A 21,733-nucleotide genomic window follows, 5' to 3' on the forward strand; every position below is an offset into this window, starting at 1 on the left:
ATGACTGACCTCGCTGCATCCGCTGATATTTTGGGCAGCTTCGCCGACGTGCCATTGCACGGTGACGGCGCGCCCACGGTGCCAGATACCGGCGCCGTCGATGCCGCGGTGGCGGCTGCCGCCGATGCTCACGGGTACACACCGGAACAGTTGGACTGGGAGACGCCCGAGGCGATCACCGTCAAACCGATCTATACCGCCGCGGACCGAGAAGCCGTGCGCGCCGAGGGATATCCATTGGATACCTTCCCGGGCCAGGTGCCGTTCCTGCGCGGTCCGTACCCGACTATGTACGTCAATCAGCCGTGGACCATCCGCCAGTACGCGGGTTTCTCGACCGCCGCCGAATCCAACGCGTTTTACCGCCGAAACCTTGCCGCGGGCCAGAAGGGTCTCTCGGTGGCGTTCGATCTGGCGACTCACCGTGGATACGACTCGGATCATCCGCGCGTGCAGGGCGACGTCGGAATGGCCGGTGTGGCCATCGATTCCATCCTCGATATGCGTCAGCTCTTCGACGGTATCGATTTGGGCTCGGTGTCGGTGTCGATGACCATGAACGGCGCGGTACTGCCGATTCTGGCGCTCTATGTGGTGGCTGCCGAGGAACAAGGTGTCTCGCCACAACAGCTGGCCGGGACCATCCAGAACGACATCCTCAAAGAGTTCATGGTTCGCAACACCTACATCTACCCGCCGAAGCCGTCGATGCGGATCATCTCGGACATCTTCTCCTACACCAGTGCCAAGATGCCGAAGTTCAACTCGATCTCGATCTCGGGTTATCACATCCAAGAAGCCGGTGCCACAGCAGATCTGGAGCTGGCGTATACCCTCGCCGACGGTGTCGAGTACATCAAGGCCGGGTTGGAGGGGGGCCTGGGCATCGACGTCTTCGCCCCGCGTCTGTCGTTCTTCTGGGCTATCGGCATGAACTTCTTCATGGAGGTGGCCAAGCTGCGTGCCGGGCGCTTGCTGTGGAGCGAGCTGGTCGCGCAGTTTGATCCGAAGAGCGCCAAATCGCAGTCCCTGCGCACACATTCACAGACCTCCGGCTGGTCGCTCACCGCGCAGGATGTATTCAACAACGTGGCACGCACGTGCATCGAAGCGATGGCCGCGACCCAGGGACACACCCAGTCGCTGCATACCAATGCACTCGACGAGGCGCTGGCGTTGCCCACCGACTTCTCGGCGCGCATCGCCCGCAACACTCAGCTACTCATCCAGCAAGAGTCCGGTACGTGTCGTCCGATCGACCCCTGGGGTGGCTCGTATTACGTGGAATGGCTGACGCACCAGCTCGCTTCCCGTGCGCGTGAGCACATTCGGGAGGTCACCGAGGCCGGCGGTATGGCGCAGGCCATCGATCAGGGCATCCCGAAACTTCGCATTGAAGAGGCCGCCGCGCGTACCCAGGCGCGTATCGACTCGGGCCGCCAGCCGGTGATCGGCGTCAACAAGTACCAGGTGGCCGAGGACCAGCAGATCGAGGTCCTCAAGGTCGAGAACTCGCGCGTGCGCACCGAGCAGCTTGCCAAGTTGCAGCAGCTGCGCGCCGAGCGCGACAACGATGCCGTACAGGCTGCCCTGGCGGAGTTGACCCGGGCGGCAGACGATTCCGGTCATGCCGGCGAAGACGGAATGGGTAACAACCTGATGGCGCTGGCCATCAACGCCGCCCGCCACAAAGCGACCGTCGGGGAGATCTCCGACGCGCTGGAGAAGGTCTATGGGCGGCACCAGGCCGAAATCCGTACCATCAGCGGGGTATACCGCGACGAGGTGGGAAGGGGCGGCGCCGTTAGCAGCGTGACGCAAGCGACCGAGCTGGTGCAAAAGTTCGCCGACGCCGATGGCCGCCGGCCCCGTGTGCTGGTCGCCAAGATGGGGCAGGACGGGCATGACCGCGGGCAGAAGGTGATCGCAACGGCCTTTGCCGATATCGGTTTCGATGTCGACGTGGGTCCGCTGTTCCAGACGCCCGAGGAAGTTGCGCGCCAGGCGGCCGATAACGACGTGCACGTGGTTGGTGTGTCCTCGCTGGCGGCGGGCCACCTCACCCTCGTACCGGCACTGCGTGAGGCGCTGGCAGAGGTGGGGCGCCCGGACATCATGATCGTTGTCGGCGGCGTCATCCCGCCCGGTGATTTCGACGAGCTGTACGCGGCCGGCGCCGCGGCCATCTTCCCACCGGGCACCGTTATCTCCGAGGCGGCAATTGGCTTGTTACACAAGCTTGCTGATCGGCTCGGGTACGACCTTTGATGAGCCGCTTGCACGAAGACCGTTGAGGCTGGCCTGATGTCAGCACCTGATGATCTAGCCGCGGCGATTCGTTCGGGCGACCGCTCGGGGCTCGCCCGGGCTATCACCTTGGTCGAATCGACCCGCCCGGACCACCGCGCGCAGGCCCAGCAGTTACTGCTGGCAATGTCTCCCGATGCCGGGGAAGCGCTGCGCGTAGGGATCACCGGCGTGCCGGGCGTGGGGAAGTCGACCACGATCGAAGCCCTCGGTATGTACCTCATCGAACAGGGGCACCGGGTGGCCGTACTGGCGGTTGACCCGTCGTCCACCCGCACCGGCGGATCGATCCTCGGTGATAAGACCCGGATGGGTCGGCTCTCGGTGCATCCCGATGCGTACATCCGGCCATCGCCTACCTCGGGGACGCTGGGCGGCGTGGCCAAGGCGACCCGCGAGACGGTGGTATTGCTGGAGGCGGCCGGGTTCGATGTCATCCTCATCGAAACCGTGGGCGTTGGGCAGTCCGAGGTCACGGTCGCCAACATGGTTGACACCTTTGTGTTTCTGACGTTGGCACGCACCGGTGATCAGTTACAAGGCATCAAGAAGGGCGTGCTGGAGCTCGCCGATATCGTCGTGGTGAACAAGGCCGATGGTGCGCACACCATCGAGGCCCAGAAGGCCGCGCGGGAACTGTCGGGGGCACTCCGTCTGATCTACCCGCACGACACCTTGTGGCGCCCACCGGTTCTCACCATGAGTGCGCTGGAGAACGCCGGGGTGTCCGAGATGTGGGACACCGTGCTGCGGCACCGGGATGTGTTGGCGGAGGCAGGGGAGTTCGAGGCCAAACGGCGCCGGCAGCAGGTGGACTGGATGTGGGCGATGGTGCGGCACGCGGTGCTCGACCGGGTGCTCAACGCACCAGGCGTCAAGACGATGCGGGCCGACATCGAACAACAAGTTCGCGATGGCACGTTGACGCCCGTGCTGGCCGCCGAGCGGATTCTGTCGCTCGGTCCGTAAGCGCATCGCTCAACCGGGCGCCCGCGTTTATTTGTACTCGGTGGGGCCAGCGATCTCGATAATCGCGCCGTTAGGGTCTCGAACTGCGGCAACCCATTGATTCCACGAACGGTATACCGGATCTAGCACGCCGGCTGCGCCTGCTGCGATCGCATTTTCATACGCGGCAGGGACGTCGGCGGCATGGAAGGCGATGCGGAACCCATTTGCCGGTCCGCGGCAGGCGTATCCGGAGATTTTGTCCCAATGCTCAACGGCGAGCAGGACTCCAGTCTCCAATGCCTCTGCAGACCCATAGTTGAGGACCACGAATGTGCCGTCCGGATCCTCGAAGGACACGCCTAATCCGATCACCCGATGTGCGACACTACGTTCCGTATGGCTGGTGATGCACGTGAACGAGGTGAATCTTCAAGCCCGTTGGTCTTTCTCGACACCGAGACCACCGGGCTGCACCGAGAGCGCGAGCCATGGGAAATAGCGATTATCCGTCGCACGGATGCTGGACAACGGCAGTTGCACTTGTGTGTAGACGTCCGGGATTTAGATCTGGCTTCCGCGGATCCGGCGGGGCTTCAGATCAGCGGTTTCCACAAGCGTCATCCGCAAGTTCGGCTTAGGCCCCTGCAGTTCCCGCGCGTCTTTCGCGCGGACGAGGCGGTGTCGCTGGTCCGGGAATGGACGGCGGGAGCGACCATTGTCGGGGTAATACCTCAGTTTGATGCTGAGTGTTTGACGCAGATGTTTCTCCGCCAGGAAGTCAGCCCCACGTGGCAGCCTGCTCTTGTCGATGTGGTCGCCCTCACCACAGCACGGATCCGCGAGCGCGGATTGGTGCCCGACGCCGACTACTCCAACCTCTCTGTCCAATACGGTGTGAAACTTCCGGGCGCGGGTCAACGGCATACGGCAGTCGGCGATGCTCGCTGGGCAATGCGTTGGTATGACCGGTTATTCGATCGACAAGCCGGCCGGGACTAAGTTAGGGCCGTGGGTGCGATGCGGGCGCGGGTGACATACGTTGAGGTACCCGTTACAGATATCCACCGAGCAGCTGCCTTCTACACGAACGTCTTCGATGTGACGAGCAGGCATACCGTGATCGATGGCCACCCGGCGTGCCTTCTCGATGACACGGCAGAAGCAGAGGGCGCCGTCATCGCGCTGATGCAGGGCGCCTCGTATGTGCCTTCCGTAGACGGCATCCGGGTTTACATTTCGGTGCCGAGTGTCGAAGGTGCGCTGGCGCGCGCTATCGAGAATGGCTCACGAGAGTTGTATCCCCCGACGAAGTTGGCGGATGGCCAGGTTGTCGCCGAATTTTCCGACAGCGAAGGAAACCGGATCGCCGTCAGCGACATGTAACGGACCACCCGATTACTGGAACGAGGATGTCGACGACAGGTAGATCAGCTTGCGTCGGATCCCGGCGATCTCGCGGGCGATGTTGCGCAGCACGGCACGTTCCTGCGGCGCCAGGGCTGACAGCGAGACGGTATCGGACATGTGCTGTCCGTCCTGCCACGCCGTGGCACGTGACCGCCACCGGAATCGCAGCAGCCAGCTGAAGCATTCCCGCAGTGTCGAGGCGTCATCGGTGTCCAGAACATTGGCAGCAGAGGCGGTATCGAGACGGTCCAGCGTTGAGAGCGCCTCCGATCCCGCGGACAGTGCCGCCCAGCGGGCCATCTTGACCACCGGGTCGATCGCGGCGACCTTGAGGTCGACGGTATCGGATTGGGTGGCGAATATCCTTAGCCGCGAGGGGAATCCGGCACGCACGGCCACCGCATCTTGGAGCATGGCCAGCCGGATGGGGTAGTGGCGGTGTGCGCAGCGGGCATTTTCGGCACGAAGGGCGTTGTCCGATATCGATGATTCATTGCCGACTCCTTGGGAGTCGGCCATCAGCCCCGCCATCACAACCCCGCGGTCTTCAGGCGGGTTGGCGCACCAGCGCTCGATTCCTTCGGACCAGCTGGTGGTCCGGCGGCAGAATCGACCTCGGCTGGCCAGGACTCCGTTGGAATCGCTGCCGACGCCGCCGCGTTCGAGCATGGCGTGCACGCGCGCAGCCAGATCCATGATGTGGGTCTTGCCGTCGGCGTCCACCGAGTCGTCGACGGCGATCAGCGTTTCGATATCGGAGCCGGGTGCCGCCTCACCGCGCGCCACACTTCCGGATACGAACCAGGTCCAGCCTGGGTTCATCCCATCGGTGACCAGTCGGGCCGCCGTGCGAACACTGTGCCGCAACGCCTCAGACCAGGCGGCCGCAAGGGCAAGTTCGGGTGTGCGTGCCCGCACCTCAAGCGCAATCACCATCCGCGCCGCCCCCAACGCCGTGCAGAACGCCGCTTCGTCATCAGCCGTATCGATCTGCGCAATGACCTCGGCGATCCCGTTCTCGGGCGGCACGTCGGCGGGCATGGAGATGATTCTTACTTATGTCGACGCAATGGCGTGGGATATGAAATCCCGGACCGGGCGCGAGAGCGGCTGCCCGGAACTCCAGATGATGCCGACATCCCGGTGGGCGTCGGCATCCAGGAGGCGCAGCATCCTGAGCTCTGGCGGGTAGGCGCTGTCGTCGACAGGGAGCACAGTGATGCCGAGCCCGGCCGCGACCAGGCCTGCCACCGTCGTTAGATTGCTCGATTCGAGAACGATGCGCGGCTGGAATTGAGCAGCGGCGCAAAGCTCTTCGAGGATCCGACGCATACCGAAACCGGGATGCATGCCGATGAACGACTCATCGGCAAGATCGAGCATCGATACCTCTTCGGCGCGTGACAGCCGATGATCGGCCGGTACGGCGACCCCGAGACGTTGCCGGAAGAGGTTGCGCCAGCCAAGATTCGGGCGACGAGGACGGGGTGAGACGATCGCGACATCGAGATCGCCGTTCACGACGAGGTCGTCGAGGCTGCCCGCCGCGCCCTGCTCCAGGACGAACCGCACGTGTGGCGACGTCGTGGCGAACCCCGCGATCAGACCGGCGACCAGCGTGGGCCCGAAGGTGTGCAGGAACCCGAGCCGAATCTCACCCTCGGCGGGGTTGGCGAGGTCGTTGATGGTTCGACGAGCTGAGTCCAGTTCCATCTGGGCGCGCCGGGCGTGCTGATAGAAGATCCGCCCGGACGGGTTCAACGTGAGCCGCTTACCGTGCCGGTCGAAGAGTTGAACGCCAAGCCGACGCTCCAATCTGGCCAGCATTCGGGTGAGCGTGGGCTGGGCGAGTTGGAGCTGCTCGGCGGCCGCGGTGACGTTTTGTCGCTCGGCGAGTGTGATGTACCACTCGTAGTCGCCGTCGGTCATGCTGTCACCTCGCTTTATGTGTTAGATGAATTATAAATCGATAGAATACTCATTTCCGCAATATGCCTGTTCGGGGCAGCATCTCAATCCATGGCGATAAGGACGAGCACCCCGGCGATCTCCGGTGCACGTCCCACGCCTCACCTGACGGGGACTCCTGGATATCGACGTCTCACCGGGGCGCTCTTCGCCGCCGGGTTGGCGACCTTCGCGGCTCTCTACGGGGCGCAGGCTGTGCTCCCGGCGCTTTCTGCGGATCTGGGAGTCGCCCCTGCGGCCGCCGCGCTGACGGTCTCGGTGACCACCGGGATGCTCGCGCTGTCGATCATTCCGGCAAGTGCGCTCTCGGAACGGTTCGGGCGTACGCGGGTGATGCTGGTTTCGGCGATCGCCACCACGATCATCGGGCTGTTGCTGCCCGCGAGCCCCAACTTCACGGTGCTGCTGGTGGGGCGTGCCGCCGAAGGTGTTGCACTCGCTGGGATTCCGGCAGTAGCCATGGCGTTCCTGGCAGAGGAGGTGCATCCGGGTTCGCTCGGCTCGGCGATGGGCAGATATGTCGCAGGAACCACGGTGGGCGGGCTCGCCGGGCGGCTGGTGGCGTCCTCGGTGCTAGACGTGAGCAACTGGCGCATTGCGTTACTGGGCAGCGGGGTAATGACTTTGGTGTGCACGGTGCTTTTCGCCGTGCTGCTTCCGCGGTCGCAGTTCTTCGTGCCCAAGAGCGTCAGGGTGGGTACCACGGTGCGGATTCTCGGTACACACCTGCGAAACCCGGTCCTGCTCATCATGTTCGGTCTCGGATTCCTGCTCATGGGTGGGTTCGTCACCGTGTACAACTACCTGGGCTATCGGCTTGTTGCGGCTCCGTTCGGGCTTCCTACGGCGATCGCAGGGCTGTTGTTCCTGCTGTACCTCGCCGGAACGGTGTCGTCGGCGATGGCCGGACGGCTGGCGGACCGGCGGGGTCGTGGACTGGTCTTGATCGGTGCGGTCGCCGTCACCGCCGTGGGGCTTGCGCTGACGATTCCGAACTCGTTGATCACGGTGATCATCGGGGTTGGCATCTTCACGGCAGGGTTTTTCGGTGCCCATACTGTCGCCAGCGGGTGGGTCGGCGCCGTCGCGCAGCGCGATCGTGCCGAGGCATCGGCGCTCTACCTGTTCAGCTACTACCTGGGCAGCTCAGTGGCGGGTGCCGCGGGCGGACTGGCGTACCAAGCCGGGGGATGGCCGATGACGGTGGCCTTCGTCGGTGCCTTGTTGACGCTTGCCCTGGTCCTGGCGGCGGTAATGGTGCTTCGAAACCGGTTTGGCCATATCAACACACCCGAATAGAATTGCCACCACAGACATCGATCCGGCCATCACCGGGGAGTCTCCGGAAGAAAAGTTCCGTGCCGAGCGCGGATAACCCAGTAGAACCGGACGGGTAGGCCCGTCACAGCCAGAACAAGCGGCCCCGCTGTACATCGCAGGGCAAGCGGGGTGGTACCGCGGAGGTACGCCGACGGCGTCTCATCGTCCCCGTGCCGGCGAGCACAGGGAGTGTTGATGGACGCGTACCCACGCACCGATCTAGGTGCCGATCAGCGCAGCGGATCGCCGAATCTTCCTGCGCTCGAAGAGCAGGTGCTGCGCTACTGGGACGAGGACGACACGTTCCGCGCCAGCATCGCGAATCGTGAGGGCTCCCCGGAATACGTCTTCTACGACGGGCCACCGTTCGCGAACGGGCTCCCGCATTACGGGCATCTGCTCACCGGATACGTCAAGGACCTCGTGCCGCGCTATCAGACCATGCGCGGATACCAGGTGGACCGCCGATTCGGTTGGGACACCCACGGCCTGCCCGCAGAGCTGGAAGCAGAACGGCAGCTCGGTATCACCGACAAGTCCCAGATCGACGATATGGGCATTGCCGAATTCAACGACGTCTGCCGCGAATCGGTACTGCGATACACCAAGGAATGGCGCGACTACGTGACCCGGCAGGCGCGCTGGGTGGACTTCGACAACGATTACAAGACGCTCGACTTGACCTTCATGGAATCGGTCATCTGGGCGTTCAAACAGTTGTGGGACAAGGGTTTGGCGTACGAGGGCTATCGCGTGCTGCCGTACTGCTGGCGTGATGAGACGCCGCTGTCCAACCACGAGCTGCGCATGGACGACGATGTGTACCAGAACCGGCAGGATCCCGCCGTCACCGTCGGCTATCGGATCGCCGGGAACGAAGACACGCAGTGGGCGGTCCTCGAAGGGGCTCGGCTGCTGATCTGGACCACCACGCCCTGGACGCTGCCATCGAACCTGGCCGTCGCGGTCAATCCCGAGGTGACCTACGCCGTTGTGAAGGGCGAAGGTTCCGAGGACCGTTATCTGCTGGCGCAGGCGAGGTTGGGTGCCTATGCCCGGGAGCTGGGTGAAGAACCCACCGTGCTGGATACCTACACCGGCGCCGATCTGCTGGGCATGCGGTATGTCCCGCCCTTCCCGTACTTCCAGGAAGGCAACGCGTCCACCGCTTTTACTGTGCTGCCCGCCGATTACGTCACCACCGAAGACGGCACCGGCATCGTGCACATGGCACCCGCCTACGGTGAAGAGGACAAAAACGTCACCGATAAGGCCGGGATCACTCCGGTCACGCCCGTCGACTCCAAGGGCCGCTTCGACGCCACCGTGCCCGATTACGAGGGCCAGCAGGTCTTCGACGCCAACGCGCAGATCATCAAGGACCTCAAGAACGGCACCGGCCCCGCGGCCGCGAACGGTGCCGTTCTGTTGCGTCACGAGACGTATGACCACTCGTACCCGCACTGCTGGCGCTGCCGAAACCCGTTGATCTACCGCGCCGTGTCGTCCTGGTTCATCAAGGTGACCGACATCCGGGACCGGATGGTTGAGCTCAACGAGCAGATCACCTGGTATCCAGAGCATGTCAAGCACGGTCAGTTCGGCAAGTGGCTGGAAGGCGCACGTGACTGGTCGGTTTCTCGAAACCGATACTGGGGCAGCCCCATTCCGGTGTGGAAGTCCGACGACCCGGCGTATCCGCGCATCGATGTATACGGAAGCCTCGACGAGCTGGAACGCGACTTCGGTGTCCGGCCCGCGAACCTGCACCGGCCGTACATCGACGAGCTGACCCGGCCCAACCCTGACGACCCGACCGGCAAGTCCACCATGCGCCGCATCTCCGACATCTTCGACGTCTGGTTCGACTCGGGCTCAATGCCTTACGCGCAGGTGCACTACCCGTTCGAAAACTCCGAATGGTTCGAGAACCACTTCCCGGCAGATTTCATCGTCGAGTACATCGGCCAGACCCGCGGCTGGTTCTACGTGATGCACGTGCTGGCCACCGCGCTATTCGATCGCCCGGCGTTCAGGACGTGCATATCGCACGGCATCGTGCTGGGCAATGACGGCCAGAAGATGAGCAAATCGCTGCGGAACTACCCGGATGTCAACGAGGTCTTCGACCGTGATGGCTCCGACGCGATGCGCTGGTTCCTGATGGCCTCACCGATCCTGCGCGGTGGCAACCTGATCGTCACCGAGCAGGGCATCCGTGAAGGCGTACGGCAGGTCATCCTGCCGCTGTGGAATGCATGGAGCTTCCTGCAGCTGTACGCGCCCACACCCGGCACCTGGCGCACCGATTCCACCCAGGTGCTCGACAAGTACATCCTGGCCAAACTGGCGCAGCTGCGTGACGACCTCACCAAGTCCATGGACGACTGCGATGTCTCGGGAGCTTGCGATCAGCTGCGGCAGTTCACCGACGCGCTCACCAACTGGTATGTGCGGCGGTCACGTTCGCGGTTCTGGGATGAGGACGCGGACGCGATCGACACCCTGCACACAGTCCTGGAGACGACGTGTCGCCTGGCGGCGCCGCTGCTACCGCTGACCACCGAGGTCATCTGGCGGGGATTGACGGGGGAGCGGTCGGTGCACCTGACCGATTGGGTGTCCGACTCGGCGCTGCCCGCCGATCCGGATTTGGTGGCGGCCATGGACGAGGTGCGAAAGGTGGCCTCCACGGGGTCTTCCCTGCGCAAGGCCAAGAAGCTGCGGGTGCGTCTGCCGCTACTCAAGCTGACGGTGGCGGTGCCCGACCCTAAGCGGCTGGAGCCGTACACGGCACTCATCGCCGATGAGCTCAACGTCAAATCCGTTGAACTGACCGATGATATCGCCGCATACGGAAAGTTCGAGCTGTCCGTCAACGCGCGTGCCGCAGGCCCGCGGTTGGGCAAGGACGTGCAGACGGTCATTCGTGCGGTCAAGGCCGGCGACTGGGAGCAGAGCGCCGACGGTGTCATTACAGCCGCCGGGATCATCCTGCACGAGGGTGAGTTTGATTCGAAACTGGTAGCCGCGGAACCGGATTCCACCGCGGCGCTTCCCGAGGGCGGCGGGCTGGTCATCCTCGATGACACCCTTACCGAGGAGCTGGAGGCCGAGGGCTGGGCCCGCGACCTGATCCGTGAGCTGCAGGAGTATCGCCGGCAGTGGGATCTGAACGTCGGCGACCGGATCCACCTAACGGTCTCCGTTCCGGAACTGCCGGCAAGTTGGCGTCCTGAGTTCGACCAGCTCATCGCGAGGGAAGTATTGGCAGTTGGGGGCTTTCAGGTCGAAGTTGACCCGAATATCCAGCTTGGTCGGGATTTTCCAGACGTCGATATGCAGCGAGGCGTACGGAAAATCGGCGCTGACGGTGTCATGGGCGGCGAGGTTGGGCCCGGCTACCGTGTGCGCATGACCGTAGTGGGTGAATGACGCCGCCGATCGAGTGTGCGGATCTAGTCGAAATTCGTTGGAAAACCGACCGTATCCGCACACTCGATTCGAAGGGCGCCAGTCGAGATGGGGTCCGGGTGTCCTTGAAGAAGACGGCGGATTAGGCGGCCTTTACGGCGCGCCAGCGTTGGTTTCCACCATCCAGATGATGCTCGATATCGGTGAAACCCGCTGCCCGCAAGCGATCCGGTAGCGATGCTGTCGGTACTGGGTTATAGGTGTCGCCGATGTGCAGCAGCCGGAACACGGTGGAATGGACACCGTCGCTGCCCGCGAAGACACCGCCCGGGGCCAGCACTCGATGTGCTTGGGCGAACAGCGCGTCCTGCAGATCCGGGGTGGGGACGTGATGCAGCATCGTGAAGCACACGACGGAGCTGAACCGGTCGTCGTCGAACACCAGTCGAGTGCCATCGCCCTGGATGACGGTGGCCTCGTCGCCGTAGAGCCGCTGCAGGCGTGATGCCATGGGCTCGTCGATCTCTACAGCGGTGAGCTTGGGTGTTCGCTTGGTCAGCACCCGCAGGTTCGCGCCGTAGCCGGGCCCAATCTCCAGGGCGTCCTCACCGAGCTCGACGCCCTGCAACGCCCACGGGAGGAGCTGCGACTCGGTCTTGCGCGCCCACAGCTCCGAGCTACAACACCAGCGATGCACCAAATTCATTGCCATATCACCAGGCTAGGGGCGGGCCGGCTGTCCGAGTACCGTGATTCCGCCAATTCCTGTCGGGGTTCAGCCACCCGCGGCTCGGTGTTCACGGTACGAGGACGTCTGCCCTCCGCAATACGATGATCGCGTGTGCGCTGCCGGTCGATGGGTCTTGCACCTCGACATGGATGCCTTCTTCGCCTCGGTCGAGCAGCTGACCCGGCCAACCCTGCGTGAGCGGCCGGTCCTCGTCGGCGGCGCCGGGGGCCGAGGCGTCGTTGCCGGCGCAAGTTATGAGGCCAGGGTTTTCGGCGCCCGCTCGGCGATGCCGATGCATCAGGCTCGACGCCTGGTCGGCATCAATGCCGTTGTCCTGCCTCCCCGCGGTGCCGTATACGGAGTCGCCAGCCGTCGCGTATTCGCCACCGTGCGGTCGATGATCCCGGTTCTCGAACAGCTGTCCTTTGACGAAGCGTTCGGTGAACCCGTCGAATTGGCAGGAGCCGAATCTGAATCAGTCGCCAGATACATCGACGAGCTTCGCGCTCGGGTGCTCGCCGAGACAGGGCTCATCGCATCAGTCGGCGCGGGATCCGGGAAACAGATCGCCAAGATCGCATCGGGACTCGCCAAACCTGACGGGGTGCAAATCATCGCACCCGATGCGGAACGGGGGATGCTCGACGATCTCCCGGTGCGTAAACTGTGGGGGATAGGGCCTGTTGCCGAAGAACGGCTGAACCGTCTGGGAATCAACACTATTGGCCAGTTCGCGGCACTGCAGACCAGTGAGGTGGCCTCGGTACTCGGGGGCACCATCGGGCCCGCCTTGCACCAGCTTGCACGCGGTATCGACGAGCGGCCGGTAGCCGAACGCGCCGAAACGAAGCAGATCAGTGCAGAGTCCACCTTCGCCGACGACCTCACGACCCTTGGCCAACTTCGCGAGGCCATCGAACCCATTGGCGCGCACGCCCATCGGCGGCTCATCAAGCACGGTCGCGGCGTACGCACCGTCACCGTGAAGCTGCGGCGCTCGGATATGAGCATCCTGACCAGGTCGGCGACGCTGCCCTATGCCACCACAGAGCGCGCCGTGCTGATGTCGGCGGCCCGACGGCTGCTACTCGACCCTGTCGAGATCGGTCCCATTCGGCTTGTCGGTGTGGGATTCTCCGGATTCTCCGATGTCCAGCAGACCTCGCTCTTCCCTGACCTGGATCAGGCAGAACACGTCGCTGAAACCGACGAGACTCCGTCCAGCGCCGAGCGTGCTCCAGAGACCGCGAGCTGGCATGTCGGTGACGACGTCAACCATCTTGACTTCGGCCACGGGTGGATTCAGGGCACGGGCCACGGCGTCATGACCGTCAGATTCGAGACGCGAAGCAGCGGACCGGGAATCGCACGCACCTTCGGCGTCGACGATCCGGGTATCAGCCGCGCCGACCCATTGGCGAGTCTGGACTGGCCCGAGGAGTCAGCCGAGCCGCTTGACGACGGCGACGAGGTCTGAGCCGGTGGCCAGGGCCGCCATCAACAGCACGCGGGCCTGCCCGGAACGAAGCCTGGGCACCATCACTGCGCCGGCGTCCACCAGCTTCTGGCCCGGTGGGTACCCGGGCGCCAGCACTCCACACGGCACCCGGGTGGTGACCAGGACCCGAATACCGTTGTCGATGTGGCGGGAAACAGATTCGATGACAACGTCATTGGCGTTGCCGGCCCCCATCGACTCCAGCACGAGCCCTTGTGCGCCGGCCCGCACGTAAGCGTCGAGAGCTGCCGCGTCGGCACCCGGGTAAAGGCTGACGACGTCGACGCGTGGCAGCGCAGCGTGCGTCACGGTGCCGAGAAATGGTGAGTGCGCGTCGCCGCTTCGAGTAAATACTCCGTCGCGCACATGCCCGATAGGTGCGACACCGGCGAATCCCGCCGGTGCGACCAGGTCGACCTTGCGAATCCCGGCCGCCGGGTACACCTGCCCCGCGAAGCACACCACGACACCCAGGGCATCGCCGCCCGCGGCCACGGTCAACGCATCGTGCAGATTGACCGGACCGTCGGATTCAGGGTGGTCCCCACTGCGTTGTGCCCCCGTGAGCACGACAGGTACCGGTACCGCGCAGGTGAGCGCGAGCCAGAGCGCCGTCTCCTCCAAGGTGTCCGTACCGTGCGCGATGACGATCCCGGTGGCGCCGGCCGCGACATGTCCGCGGATCGAGGCGGCGATCTGCTGCCAGCGCCGCGGGGTCATATCGGAGCTGTCGACCGTCATCAGATCGTCGACCGCGACGTCTCCGTGCCCGGAGGCTGCGAGCAGGGCATCGCCGGAACTGGCGTGCCGGGCGATGCCATCACTGCCCACCGCGGTGGCAATGGTTCCGCCGGTGGTCAGCAGCACGAGGGTCGGTGATGAGCCATTTGGGCGAAGAACATCGGGCACAGCCGCGATCATCGCAGACGCGCTGCGCAAAGCGCCCCGCCCGGTAAGGGATGATGGGGGGCGTGAGTGACGAGCCCGTAACCGCCCCGAAGCCCCAACGGCGGATAAAACTGCTGCTCATCGTGGCGGCAGTGGTGCTCGTGCTGGACATCGTCACCAAGGTCCTGGCCGTCAAACTGCTGCAGCCGGGCAAACCCGTTCCCATCATCGGCGACACTGTCACCTGGACATTGGTGCGCAACTCTGGTGCCGCGTTCTCGTTCGCCACCGGCTACACCTGGGTGCTGACCCTCATCGCGATATCGGTGGTGGTGGGAATCCTGCTCATCGGCCGTCGGTTGGTTTCGACATGGTGGGCAATCGGCTTGGGCATGATTCTCGGCGGCGCACTGGGCAATCTCGTCGACAGATTTTTCCGCGGACCCGGACCGCTGCGCGGCCATGTGGTCGACTTTCTGTCGGTGGGATGGTGGCCGGTCTTCAACGTTGCCGACCCAGCGGTGGTGGGTGGGGCGATCACGCTGGTGGCGCTGTCGGTATTCGGTTACGACTACGACAGCGACGAACGCTCGACCCGAGGAGCAGCCGGGGACCAGGACGACCAGGAACCCTCGGGGAGCGACAAAGAGGACACAGAAAGCGCGGACGCGCAGACGTCCCAGACCAAGCCGGCATGACCTCGCGTTCACTGCCGGTGCCCGAGGGCTTGTCGGGCTTGCGAGTCGACGCCGGACTTGCACGCTTGCTCGGACTGTCTCGGACCGCCGCGGCCACCCTCGCCGAGGAGGGCGCGGTACTGCTTGATGGGGTCGCCGTCGCCAAATCCGAGAAACTCATCGCCGGCACCTGGCTGGAAGTCACGCTCCCCGAACCTAAGGCGCCGCCGGAGAATCGGGTCGAGACCGTTGAGGGCATGACGATCCTCTACGCCGACGACGACCTGGTCGCCGTCGACAAACCGGTGGGCGTCGCGGCACACGCCTCTGTTGGTTGGACCGGTCCCACCGTGCTCGGCGGGCTCGCCGCCGCCGGGTTCCGCATGACCACATCCGGCGTGCCGGAACGCAAGGGCATCGTGCACCGCCTCGATGTCGGAACCTCCGGGGTGATGGTCGTGGCGCTGTCGGAGAAGGCCTACACCGAGCTCAAACGCGCCTTCAAGTATCGTCGCATCGAGAAGCGCTATCACGCTCTCGTGCAAGGACATCCGGATCCATCCAGCGGCACTATCGACGCGCCTATCGGCAGGCACCGCGGGCATGACTGGAAGTTCGCCGTCGTTGAGGACGGACGTCATTCCATTACCCACTACGACACCCTTGAGGCGTTCGTGGCGGCCAGTCTGCTGGACGTACACCTGGAAACCGGTCGCACGCATCAGATCAGGGTGCATTTCTCGGCGATCAAACACCCATGCTGTGGTGATCTCACCTATGGCGCCGATCCGACGCTGGCGGCCAAGCTAGGGCTGGAACGTCAATGGCTGCATGCGAAATCGCTGGCCTTCGCGCACCCGGGGGACGGTCGCTGGATGGAAATCACCAGCGAATACCCCAAGGATCTGGCGCATGCCCTCGACGTTTTGCGATGAGTGGCGCCGTCACGGCTCCTGAACAGAACCGCCTGAGGTCCGGATACCTGTTCGGCGCTGCCGCCTATCTGATGTGGGGGATGTTTCCGGCCTTCTTTCCCTTGCTGGAACCCGCGAGTGCGCTGGAGATTCTCGCCCACCGGATGGTCTGGACGTTACTGCTGATGGCGGTCGTCGTCGCCGTCTCTCGACGGATGCGAGACCTCATCACCATGGGACTGCGCAACTGGGGCCTCCTCGTCGGCGCCTCGGTGCTTATCGCCCTCAACTGGGGTGTCTACATTTACGCCGTCAACTCCGGACATGTGCTCGACGCGGCGCTCGGGTACTTCATCAATCCGTTGGTCACGGTGCTGCTGGGTGTACTGATTTTCCGGGAGCCGCTCAGCCGATGGCAGCTGCTGGCTCTTGTGCTGGCCTTCACCGCGGTGGCGGTGTTGACGATCAACTACGGGCAGCTCCCGGTGATCACGCTGATACTGGCGGTCTCGTTCGCCGGATACGGGGCTATCAAGAAGACCGTGACCGTCGATCCACGCGTGAGCCTGACCGCTGAGGGAATCGTCGCGGCGCCGTTCGCGATCGCCTACCTGGTCTTCCTCGGGGCGACCGGTCAGCAGCATTTCTTCGGCTACGCCCACGGCCACACCGCGCTGATGGTGCTGAGCGGTGTGGTGACCGCATTGCCGCTGTTGTTGTTCGGCATTGCGGCACAGCGCATTCCGCTGGTAACCCTCGGGCTGTTGCAGTATCTGACACCGACGTTGCAAATGCTCTGGGGTGTGCTGGTCAAGCATGAGGCGATGCCGTCGGAGCGGTGGGTGGGTTTCGTGCTGATCTGGGTGGCGCTGGCGATCTTCACCGTCGATACCGTCTTGAGGGCGCGCCGTGCCCGCAGTGGCACTCCGGTCGAACCTGCCGAGCGTCTTCCGCTCTAGCCGCTCAGTGCGACCTGACACACACTGAACATTGCCCCGGCGGATTGCCGCCGAGGCGGGCGAACTACCTGATCACAGGCGCCGCACAAAAAGTCGACATGAGGGACATCGAGGCCGGTATCAACGAGGTGCCCTTCACGGTCGACGCCACGTGCCCGGCAACACGCGGGAGCGGTTCGTAGCCGTTGCTGGCGGGGCGGTTGTGGCCGCTGTGAAGCCGATAGCTGGATGAGGCTGGCGACACACCCCCGACACGCCCGGGTCTGTCGGACCCTCGCAATAAACTGACCCCTCTAGTGATTGATGACCGTCATGGGTCAGTACGAAAGGCACGTGTGAGCTCCTCGAATTCTTCGTTCGTGCATCTGCACAACCACACCGAGTACTCGATGCTCGATGGTGCGGCGAAGATCAAGCCGATGCTCGCCGAGGTCGAGCGCCTGGGCATGACCGCGGTCGGCATGACCGACCACGGAAACATGTACGGCGCCAGCGAGTTCTACAACGTCGCCAGCGCCACCGGGGTCAAGCCGATCATCGGTATCGAGGCCTACATCGCCCCGGCGTCGCGATTCGACACCAAGCGCGTGTTCTGGGGTGATCCCGGCCAGAAGTCAGACGACGTGTCCGGTTCGGGTTCCTACACCCATATGACGATGGTGGCCGAGAACGCGACGGGCCTGCGCAACCTGTTCAAGCTGTCTTCGCTGGCTTCCTTCGAGGGCCAGCTGGGCAAGTGGGCACGGATGGATGCGGAGCTCATCGCCGAACACTCCAGCGGCATCATCGCCACCACGGGCTGTCCGTCCGGTGAGGTGCAGACCCGGCTGCGGCTGGGGCAGAAGGACGAGGCAATTGCTGCCGCCGCCAAATGGCAGGAGATCTTCGGTAAGGACAACTTCTTCCTGGAGCTGATGGACCATGGACTGTCCATCGAACGGCGCGTGCGCGATGGGTTGCTTGAGGTGGGCCGCGAGCTCGGGATTCCGCCACTGGCAACCAACGACTGCCACTACGTCACCAAGGACCACTCGCACAACCACGAGGCACTGCTGTGCGTGCAGACCGGCAAGACCATGTCGGACCCCACGCGCTTCAAGTTCGACGGCGACGGCTACTTCCTGAAGCCGGCGTCCGAGATGCGGGACTTGTGGGACGACTCGGTGCCTGGAGCGTGTGACAACACGCTGCTCATCGCCGAGCGTGTGCAGTCCTATGACGATGTCTGGAGCTTCAAGGACCGGATGCCGGTGTTTCCGGTGCCGGAGGGCGAAGACCAGGACTCCTGGCTGCGCAAGGAAGTCGATCGCGGACTAGCGAACCGGTTCCACGGTGTTCCAGGCGGAGTGCCCGACGAGTACTTCACCCGCGCGCACTACGAGTTGGACGTCATCAAGCAAAAAGGTTTTCCCGCATACTTTCTCGTTGTCGGTGACCTCATCACACACGCCAAGGAGGTCGGCATCCGGGTGGGCCCGGGCCGCGGTTCGGCCGCCGGTTCGCTGGTCGCCTATTCACTGGGCATCACGAATATCGACCCGATCCCGCACGGACTGCTGTTCGAGCGCTTCCTCAATCCGGAACGGCCGTCAGCGCCAGATATCGATATCGACTTCGACGATCGTCGCCGCGGCGAAATGGTTCGGTACGCCACCGACAAGTGGGGCAGCGACCGGGTGGCGCAGGTCATCACCTTCGGCACCATTAAGACCAAAGCGGCACTGAAGGACTCGGCGCGTATCCACTACGGGCAGCCCGGGTTCGCGATGGCGGACCGCATCACCAAGGCGCTACCGCCGCCGATCATGGCCAAGGACATCCCGCTCTCGGGTATCACCGACCCCCAACATGAGCGGTACAAGGAAGCCGCCGAGGTTCGCACCCTCATCGATACCGATCCGGATGTGCGGACCATCTACCAGACCGCGCGTGGTCTGGAGGGCTTGATCCGCAACGCGGGCGTGCACGCCTGTGCGGTCATCATGAGCTCGGAGCCACTGACCGACGCGATCCCGTTGTGGCGGCGGCCGCAGGACGGCGCCATCATCACCGGCTGGGACTACCCGTCCTGTGAGGCCATCGGCCTGCTGAAGATGGACTTCCTGGGGCTGCGCAACCTCACCGTCATCGGTGACGCGCTGGACAACATCAAGGCCAACCGCGGCATCGACCTCGATTTGGATCACCTGCCTCTGGAAGACACCCCGACCTACGAATTGCTTTCCCGCGGTGACACTCTCGGCGTCTTCCAGCTTGATGGTGGACCGATGCGGGATCTGCTGCGCCGCATGCAGCCCACCGGATTCAACGACATCGTCGCGGTGCTGGCGCTGTACCGCCCCGGTCCGATGGGCATGAACGCGCATAACGACTACGCAGACCGTAAGAACGGCCGCCAGCCGATCAAGCCGATCCATCCCGAGCTGGAGGAGCCGCTCAAGGAGATCCTTTCCGAGACCTACGGCCTGATCGTCTACCAAGAGCAGATCATGCTCATCGCGCAGAAGGTCGCCTCGTACTCAATGGGTAAGGCCGATGCGCTCCGCAAGGCCATGGGCAAGAAGAAGCTCGAAGTACTGGAAGCCGAGTACAAGGGCTTCTACGAAGGCATGACCAATAACGGCTTCTCCGAAAAGGCCGTGAAGGCGTTGTGGGACACCATTCTTCCGTTCGCCGGGTACGCGTTCAACAAGTCGCACGCCGCCGGCTACGGTTTGGTGTCTTTCTGGACCGCCTACCTCAAGGCCAACTACCCGGGCGAATACATGGCAGGCCTGCTCACGTCCGTGGGTGACGACAAGGACAAGGCCGCCGTCTACCTTGCCGATTGCCGCCGTCTGGGCATCACGGTGTTGCCGCCGGACGTCAACGAGTCGGTGCATAACTTCGCGTCCGTGGGCGTGGACATCCGTTATGGGCTTGGCGGTGTCCGCAATGTCGGCGCCAATGTGGTCCAGTCGCTCATTGCGACCCGTGAGGCGAAGGGCGCGTTCACCGACTTCTCCGATTATCTGCACAAGATCGATATCGCGGCCTGCAACAAGAAGGTCACCGAATCGCTGGTGAAGGCGGGAGCCTTTGACTCCCTTGGGCATTCCCGCAAGGGGCTGTTCTTGGTCCAGTCCGATGCCGTCGACTCGGTGCTGGGCACCAAGAAGGCCGAGGCGATGGGGCAGTTCGACCTGTTCGGCGGCGCGGGGGACGACGATGCCGATGCCGTCAATGTTTTCGCCATCAAGGTGCCCGACGATGAGTGGGAAGAGAAGCACAAGCTCGCCCTCGAGCGAGAAATGCTGGGCCTGTATGTATCCGGGCATCCGCTCAATGGGGTGGCACACCTACTGGGCCGTCAGACCGACACCCAGATCCCCACGATCCTCGAAGGCGATATCGCCAACGACACCCAGGTACGTGTGGGTGGCATCTTGGCCTCCGTCAACCGTCGCGTGAACAAGAACGGGATGCCGTGGGCCTCGGCACAGCTCGAGGACCTCACGGGTGGCATCGAGGTGCTCTTCTTCCCGCAGGCCTACTCGGTCTACGGCGCCGAGATAGCCGACGACGCGGTGGTTCTGGTGAACGCGAAGGTGGCGATTCGTGACGACCGAATATCACTGATCGCCAATGACCTTGTGGTGCCTGACTTCTCGCAAGCCTCCGACGACCGTCCGGTTGCCGTGACGCTCCCGACGAGGCAGTGCACCATCGACAAGGTCACCGCGCTCAAGCAGGTATTGGCGAGGCACCCCGGTACCAATCAGGTACATCTGCGGTTGATCAGTGGGGAACGCGTCACCACGCTGGAGCTCGATCAGTCGCTTCGGGTGACACCGTCCTCGGCGCTGATGGGGGATCTCAAGGCGCTGCTCGGGCCTGGCTGCCTGGGCGGCTGATCGGGTGGGCGTGTGGCTACCGCCGCGTCCCTTTCCACGGCTGTTCGTTTTCCTTGCGTCGCTTGGCTTCATCGATGCGGTCCTTGGCCCACTGTTCCTCGAATGTCAGTCCGGGGCGCGCGCTCGGGACGCGATTCATCGCGCGGCTGAGCCAGCGCGGCGGCGTGCTCGGCTCCCATTGCGGGAATGTGGTGCTTAGTGAGTACATGGTTTTGAGGACGACGAAGACCCCGAACAACGCTGAGGGTGCATCGGTCACCGCGACGGCGAGCATGCCGAAAATCAAGGTGAGGTGCACGACGCCCACTCGCATGAACCCGCGACTGGCCATAACCTCGAGCTGCCAGAACGACCATCGACGCAGGCCGGGAAGATCCACCAGAAAGTCGACCGCCAGGGCTATCAGCACCTGCAGACACCCGAATCCCACGCTGCGCCAGTCGATACCGATCATGGCTGCTTGGCCGTTGTGGGTGAGCAAGAGCAGGATGACCGCGAGGAAGAATCCGTGCGCCGCAGAGAAGACGAGGGTGGTGAAGAGGAACCCCTTGATGAAGGAGGTTCGGGAGTAACTCCGGTCCGGACCCGGCGCCTCGTACTTGAAATGTCCGCGACGCGGGCTCCACCGTTTGTGGAGGACGGCCCGGAGCCCGACGAACAGGGAGGCGGCGACGGTTTCGAACCAGTACACCGCGAGCGTGGTGCCCGGCGACCACCCACCGACGAACCAGCCGGCCAGAGGAATGGCATTGACCGCGATCATCGTGACCAGATGAAGGATCCGATTCATGGTCCCGGGGTCGTCTA

At 63.8% G+C, this 21,733-nt stretch carries 17 protein-coding genes; 11 read left to right on the forward strand and 6 right to left on the reverse strand.

The window, feature by feature from the left end:
* Together scpA and meaB are read left to right on the forward strand one after the other, a co-directional pair.
* The gene (scpA, locus tag AB0H22_RS20720; RefSeq protein ID WP_358148590.1) at nt 1-2,268 is read left to right on the forward strand and encodes a methylmalonyl-CoA mutase; all 2,268 of its coding nucleotides are present in this window, start codon (nt 1-3) and stop codon (nt 2,266-2,268) included.
* Between the two features lie 36 nt (nt 2,269-2,304).
* On the forward strand, nt 2,305-3,276 hold the full coding sequence (gene meaB / locus AB0H22_RS20725) for a methylmalonyl Co-A mutase-associated GTPase MeaB (RefSeq protein WP_358148593.1): 972 nt from the start codon (nt 2,305-2,307) through the stop codon (nt 3,274-3,276).
* A 27-nt stretch (nt 3,277-3,303) separates the two neighbouring features.
* Here the strand turns inward: meaB and AB0H22_RS20730 are convergent, their stop codons facing one another.
* On the reverse strand, nt 3,304-3,630 hold the full coding sequence (locus AB0H22_RS20730; RefSeq protein ID WP_358148595.1) for a hypothetical protein: 327 nt from the start codon (nt 3,628-3,630) through the stop codon (nt 3,304-3,306).
* Nucleotides 3,631-3,654: 24 nt separating this feature from the next.
* Here AB0H22_RS20730 and AB0H22_RS20735 point away from each other — a divergent pair, with 24 nt between their 5' ends.
* Both AB0H22_RS20735 and AB0H22_RS20740 read left to right on the forward strand, forming a co-directional pair.
* The gene (locus tag AB0H22_RS20735) at nt 3,655-4,257 is read left to right on the forward strand and encodes a hypothetical protein (RefSeq protein ID WP_358148598.1); all 603 of its coding nucleotides are present in this window, start codon (nt 3,655-3,657) and stop codon (nt 4,255-4,257) included.
* 18 nt (nt 4,258-4,275) lie between these two features.
* The gene (locus AB0H22_RS20740) at nt 4,276-4,641 is read left to right on the forward strand and encodes a VOC family protein (RefSeq protein ID WP_255485902.1); all 366 of its coding nucleotides are present in this window, start codon (nt 4,276-4,278) and stop codon (nt 4,639-4,641) included.
* A gap of 12 nt (nt 4,642-4,653) precedes the next feature.
* Here the strand turns inward: AB0H22_RS20740 and AB0H22_RS20745 are convergent, their stop codons facing one another.
* Complete coding sequence (locus AB0H22_RS20745) at nt 4,654-5,706, reverse strand: putative nucleotidyltransferase substrate binding domain-containing protein (RefSeq protein WP_180749935.1); 1,053 nt, start codon at nt 5,704-5,706, stop codon at nt 4,654-4,656.
* A gap of 15 nt (nt 5,707-5,721) precedes the next feature.
* Entirely contained in the window at nt 5,722-6,594 is an 873-nt protein-coding gene (locus AB0H22_RS20750) for a LysR family transcriptional regulator (protein WP_180749936.1), read from the reverse strand.
* 90 nt (nt 6,595-6,684) lie between these two features.
* Here AB0H22_RS20750 and AB0H22_RS20755 point away from each other — a divergent pair, with 90 nt between their 5' ends.
* Nucleotides 6,685-7,932, forward strand: a complete 1,248-nt coding sequence (locus tag AB0H22_RS20755; protein WP_358148601.1) for an MFS transporter — start codon at nt 6,685-6,687, stop codon at nt 7,930-7,932.
* 216 nt (nt 7,933-8,148) lie between these two features.
* Entirely contained in the window at nt 8,149-11,388 is a 3,240-nt protein-coding gene (gene ileS, locus AB0H22_RS20760) for an isoleucine--tRNA ligase (RefSeq protein ID WP_358148603.1), read from the forward strand.
* 121 nt (nt 11,389-11,509) lie between these two features.
* On the opposite strand, the gene AB0H22_RS20765 is transcribed toward ileS, so the two are convergent.
* On the reverse strand, nt 11,510-12,079 hold the full coding sequence (locus tag AB0H22_RS20765) for a methyltransferase domain-containing protein (protein ID WP_358148606.1): 570 nt from the start codon (nt 12,077-12,079) through the stop codon (nt 11,510-11,512).
* Between the two features lie 127 nt (nt 12,080-12,206).
* Between AB0H22_RS20765 and AB0H22_RS20770 the strand changes: the two genes are divergently transcribed.
* Entirely contained in the window at nt 12,207-13,574 is a 1,368-nt protein-coding gene (locus AB0H22_RS20770; RefSeq protein WP_358148609.1) for a DNA polymerase IV, read from the forward strand.
* On the opposite strand, the gene AB0H22_RS20775 is transcribed toward AB0H22_RS20770, so the two are convergent.
* On the reverse strand, nt 13,539-14,456 hold the full coding sequence (locus tag AB0H22_RS20775; protein WP_358148786.1) for an asparaginase: 918 nt from the start codon (nt 14,454-14,456) through the stop codon (nt 13,539-13,541). The genes AB0H22_RS20770 and AB0H22_RS20775 overlap by 36 nt on opposite strands.
* A 98-nt stretch (nt 14,457-14,554) precedes the next feature.
* Here AB0H22_RS20775 and lspA point away from each other — a divergent pair, with 98 nt between their 5' ends.
* From lspA to dnaE, 4 genes are all read left to right on the forward strand, one after another.
* Entirely contained in the window at nt 14,555-15,181 is a 627-nt protein-coding gene (gene lspA, locus AB0H22_RS20780) for a signal peptidase II (RefSeq protein ID WP_358148611.1), read from the forward strand.
* Nucleotides 15,178-16,095, forward strand: a complete 918-nt coding sequence (locus AB0H22_RS20785) for an RluA family pseudouridine synthase (RefSeq protein WP_180749942.1) — start codon at nt 15,178-15,180, stop codon at nt 16,093-16,095. The genes lspA and AB0H22_RS20785 overlap by 4 nt, the downstream gene beginning before the upstream one ends.
* On the forward strand, nt 16,092-17,033 hold the full coding sequence (gene rarD, locus AB0H22_RS20790; RefSeq protein WP_180749943.1) for an EamA family transporter RarD: 942 nt from the start codon (nt 16,092-16,094) through the stop codon (nt 17,031-17,033). Before AB0H22_RS20785 ends, rarD begins: the two co-directional genes overlap by 4 nt.
* Before the next feature lie 335 nt (nt 17,034-17,368).
* Complete coding sequence (gene dnaE, locus AB0H22_RS20795) at nt 17,369-20,926, forward strand: DNA polymerase III subunit alpha (protein WP_358148614.1); 3,558 nt, start codon at nt 17,369-17,371, stop codon at nt 20,924-20,926.
* A 16-nt stretch (nt 20,927-20,942) separates the two neighbouring features.
* Here the strand turns inward: dnaE and AB0H22_RS20800 are convergent, their stop codons facing one another.
* Nucleotides 20,943-21,716 carry a DUF6498-containing protein gene (locus AB0H22_RS20800; RefSeq protein WP_358148616.1) on the reverse strand — a complete coding sequence of 258 codons (774 nt, stop codon included), beginning with the start codon at nt 21,714-21,716 and terminating at the stop codon, nt 20,943-20,945.
* Nucleotides 21,717-21,733: the final 17 nt, after the last annotated feature.

It is taken from the genome of Mycobacterium sp. NPDC050853, assembly GCF_040653875.1.
In the GTDB taxonomy this organism is placed as follows: Bacteria; Actinomycetota; Actinomycetes; order Mycobacteriales; family Mycobacteriaceae; genus Mycobacterium.

Excerpts from the sequence above, each read along its gene's own strand:
- ileS (WP_358148603.1), top strand. The coding sequence starts at position 8,149 with ATGGACGCGTACCCACGCACCGATCTAGGTGCCGATCAGCGCAGCGGA.
- AB0H22_RS20740 (WP_255485902.1), top strand. The coding sequence starts at position 4,276 with ATGCGGGCGCGGGTGACATACGTTGAGGTACCCGTTACAGATATCCAC.
- AB0H22_RS20745 (WP_180749935.1), bottom strand. The coding sequence starts at position 5,706 with ATGCCCGCCGACGTGCCGCCCGAGAACGGGATCGCCGAGGTCATTGCG.
- AB0H22_RS20735 (WP_358148598.1), top strand. The coding sequence starts at position 3,655 with ATGGCTGGTGATGCACGTGAACGAGGTGAATCTTCAAGCCCGTTGGTC.
- AB0H22_RS20755 (WP_358148601.1), top strand. The coding sequence starts at position 6,685 with ATGGCGATAAGGACGAGCACCCCGGCGATCTCCGGTGCACGTCCCACG.
- AB0H22_RS20785 (WP_180749942.1), top strand. The coding sequence starts at position 15,178 with ATGACCTCGCGTTCACTGCCGGTGCCCGAGGGCTTGTCGGGCTTGCGA.
- lspA (WP_358148611.1), top strand. The coding sequence starts at position 14,555 with ATGATGGGGGGCGTGAGTGACGAGCCCGTAACCGCCCCGAAGCCCCAA.
- AB0H22_RS20800 (WP_358148616.1), bottom strand. The coding sequence starts at position 21,716 with ATGAATCGGATCCTTCATCTGGTCACGATGATCGCGGTCAATGCCATT.
- rarD (WP_180749943.1), top strand. The coding sequence starts at position 16,092 with ATGAGTGGCGCCGTCACGGCTCCTGAACAGAACCGCCTGAGGTCCGGA.
- AB0H22_RS20750 (WP_180749936.1), bottom strand. The coding sequence starts at position 6,594 with ATGACCGACGGCGACTACGAGTGGTACATCACACTCGCCGAGCGACAA.
- meaB (WP_358148593.1), top strand. The coding sequence starts at position 2,305 with ATGTCAGCACCTGATGATCTAGCCGCGGCGATTCGTTCGGGCGACCGC.
- scpA (WP_358148590.1), top strand. The coding sequence starts at position 1 with ATGACTGACCTCGCTGCATCCGCTGATATTTTGGGCAGCTTCGCCGAC.
- AB0H22_RS20765 (WP_358148606.1), bottom strand. The coding sequence starts at position 12,079 with ATGGCAATGAATTTGGTGCATCGCTGGTGTTGTAGCTCGGAGCTGTGG.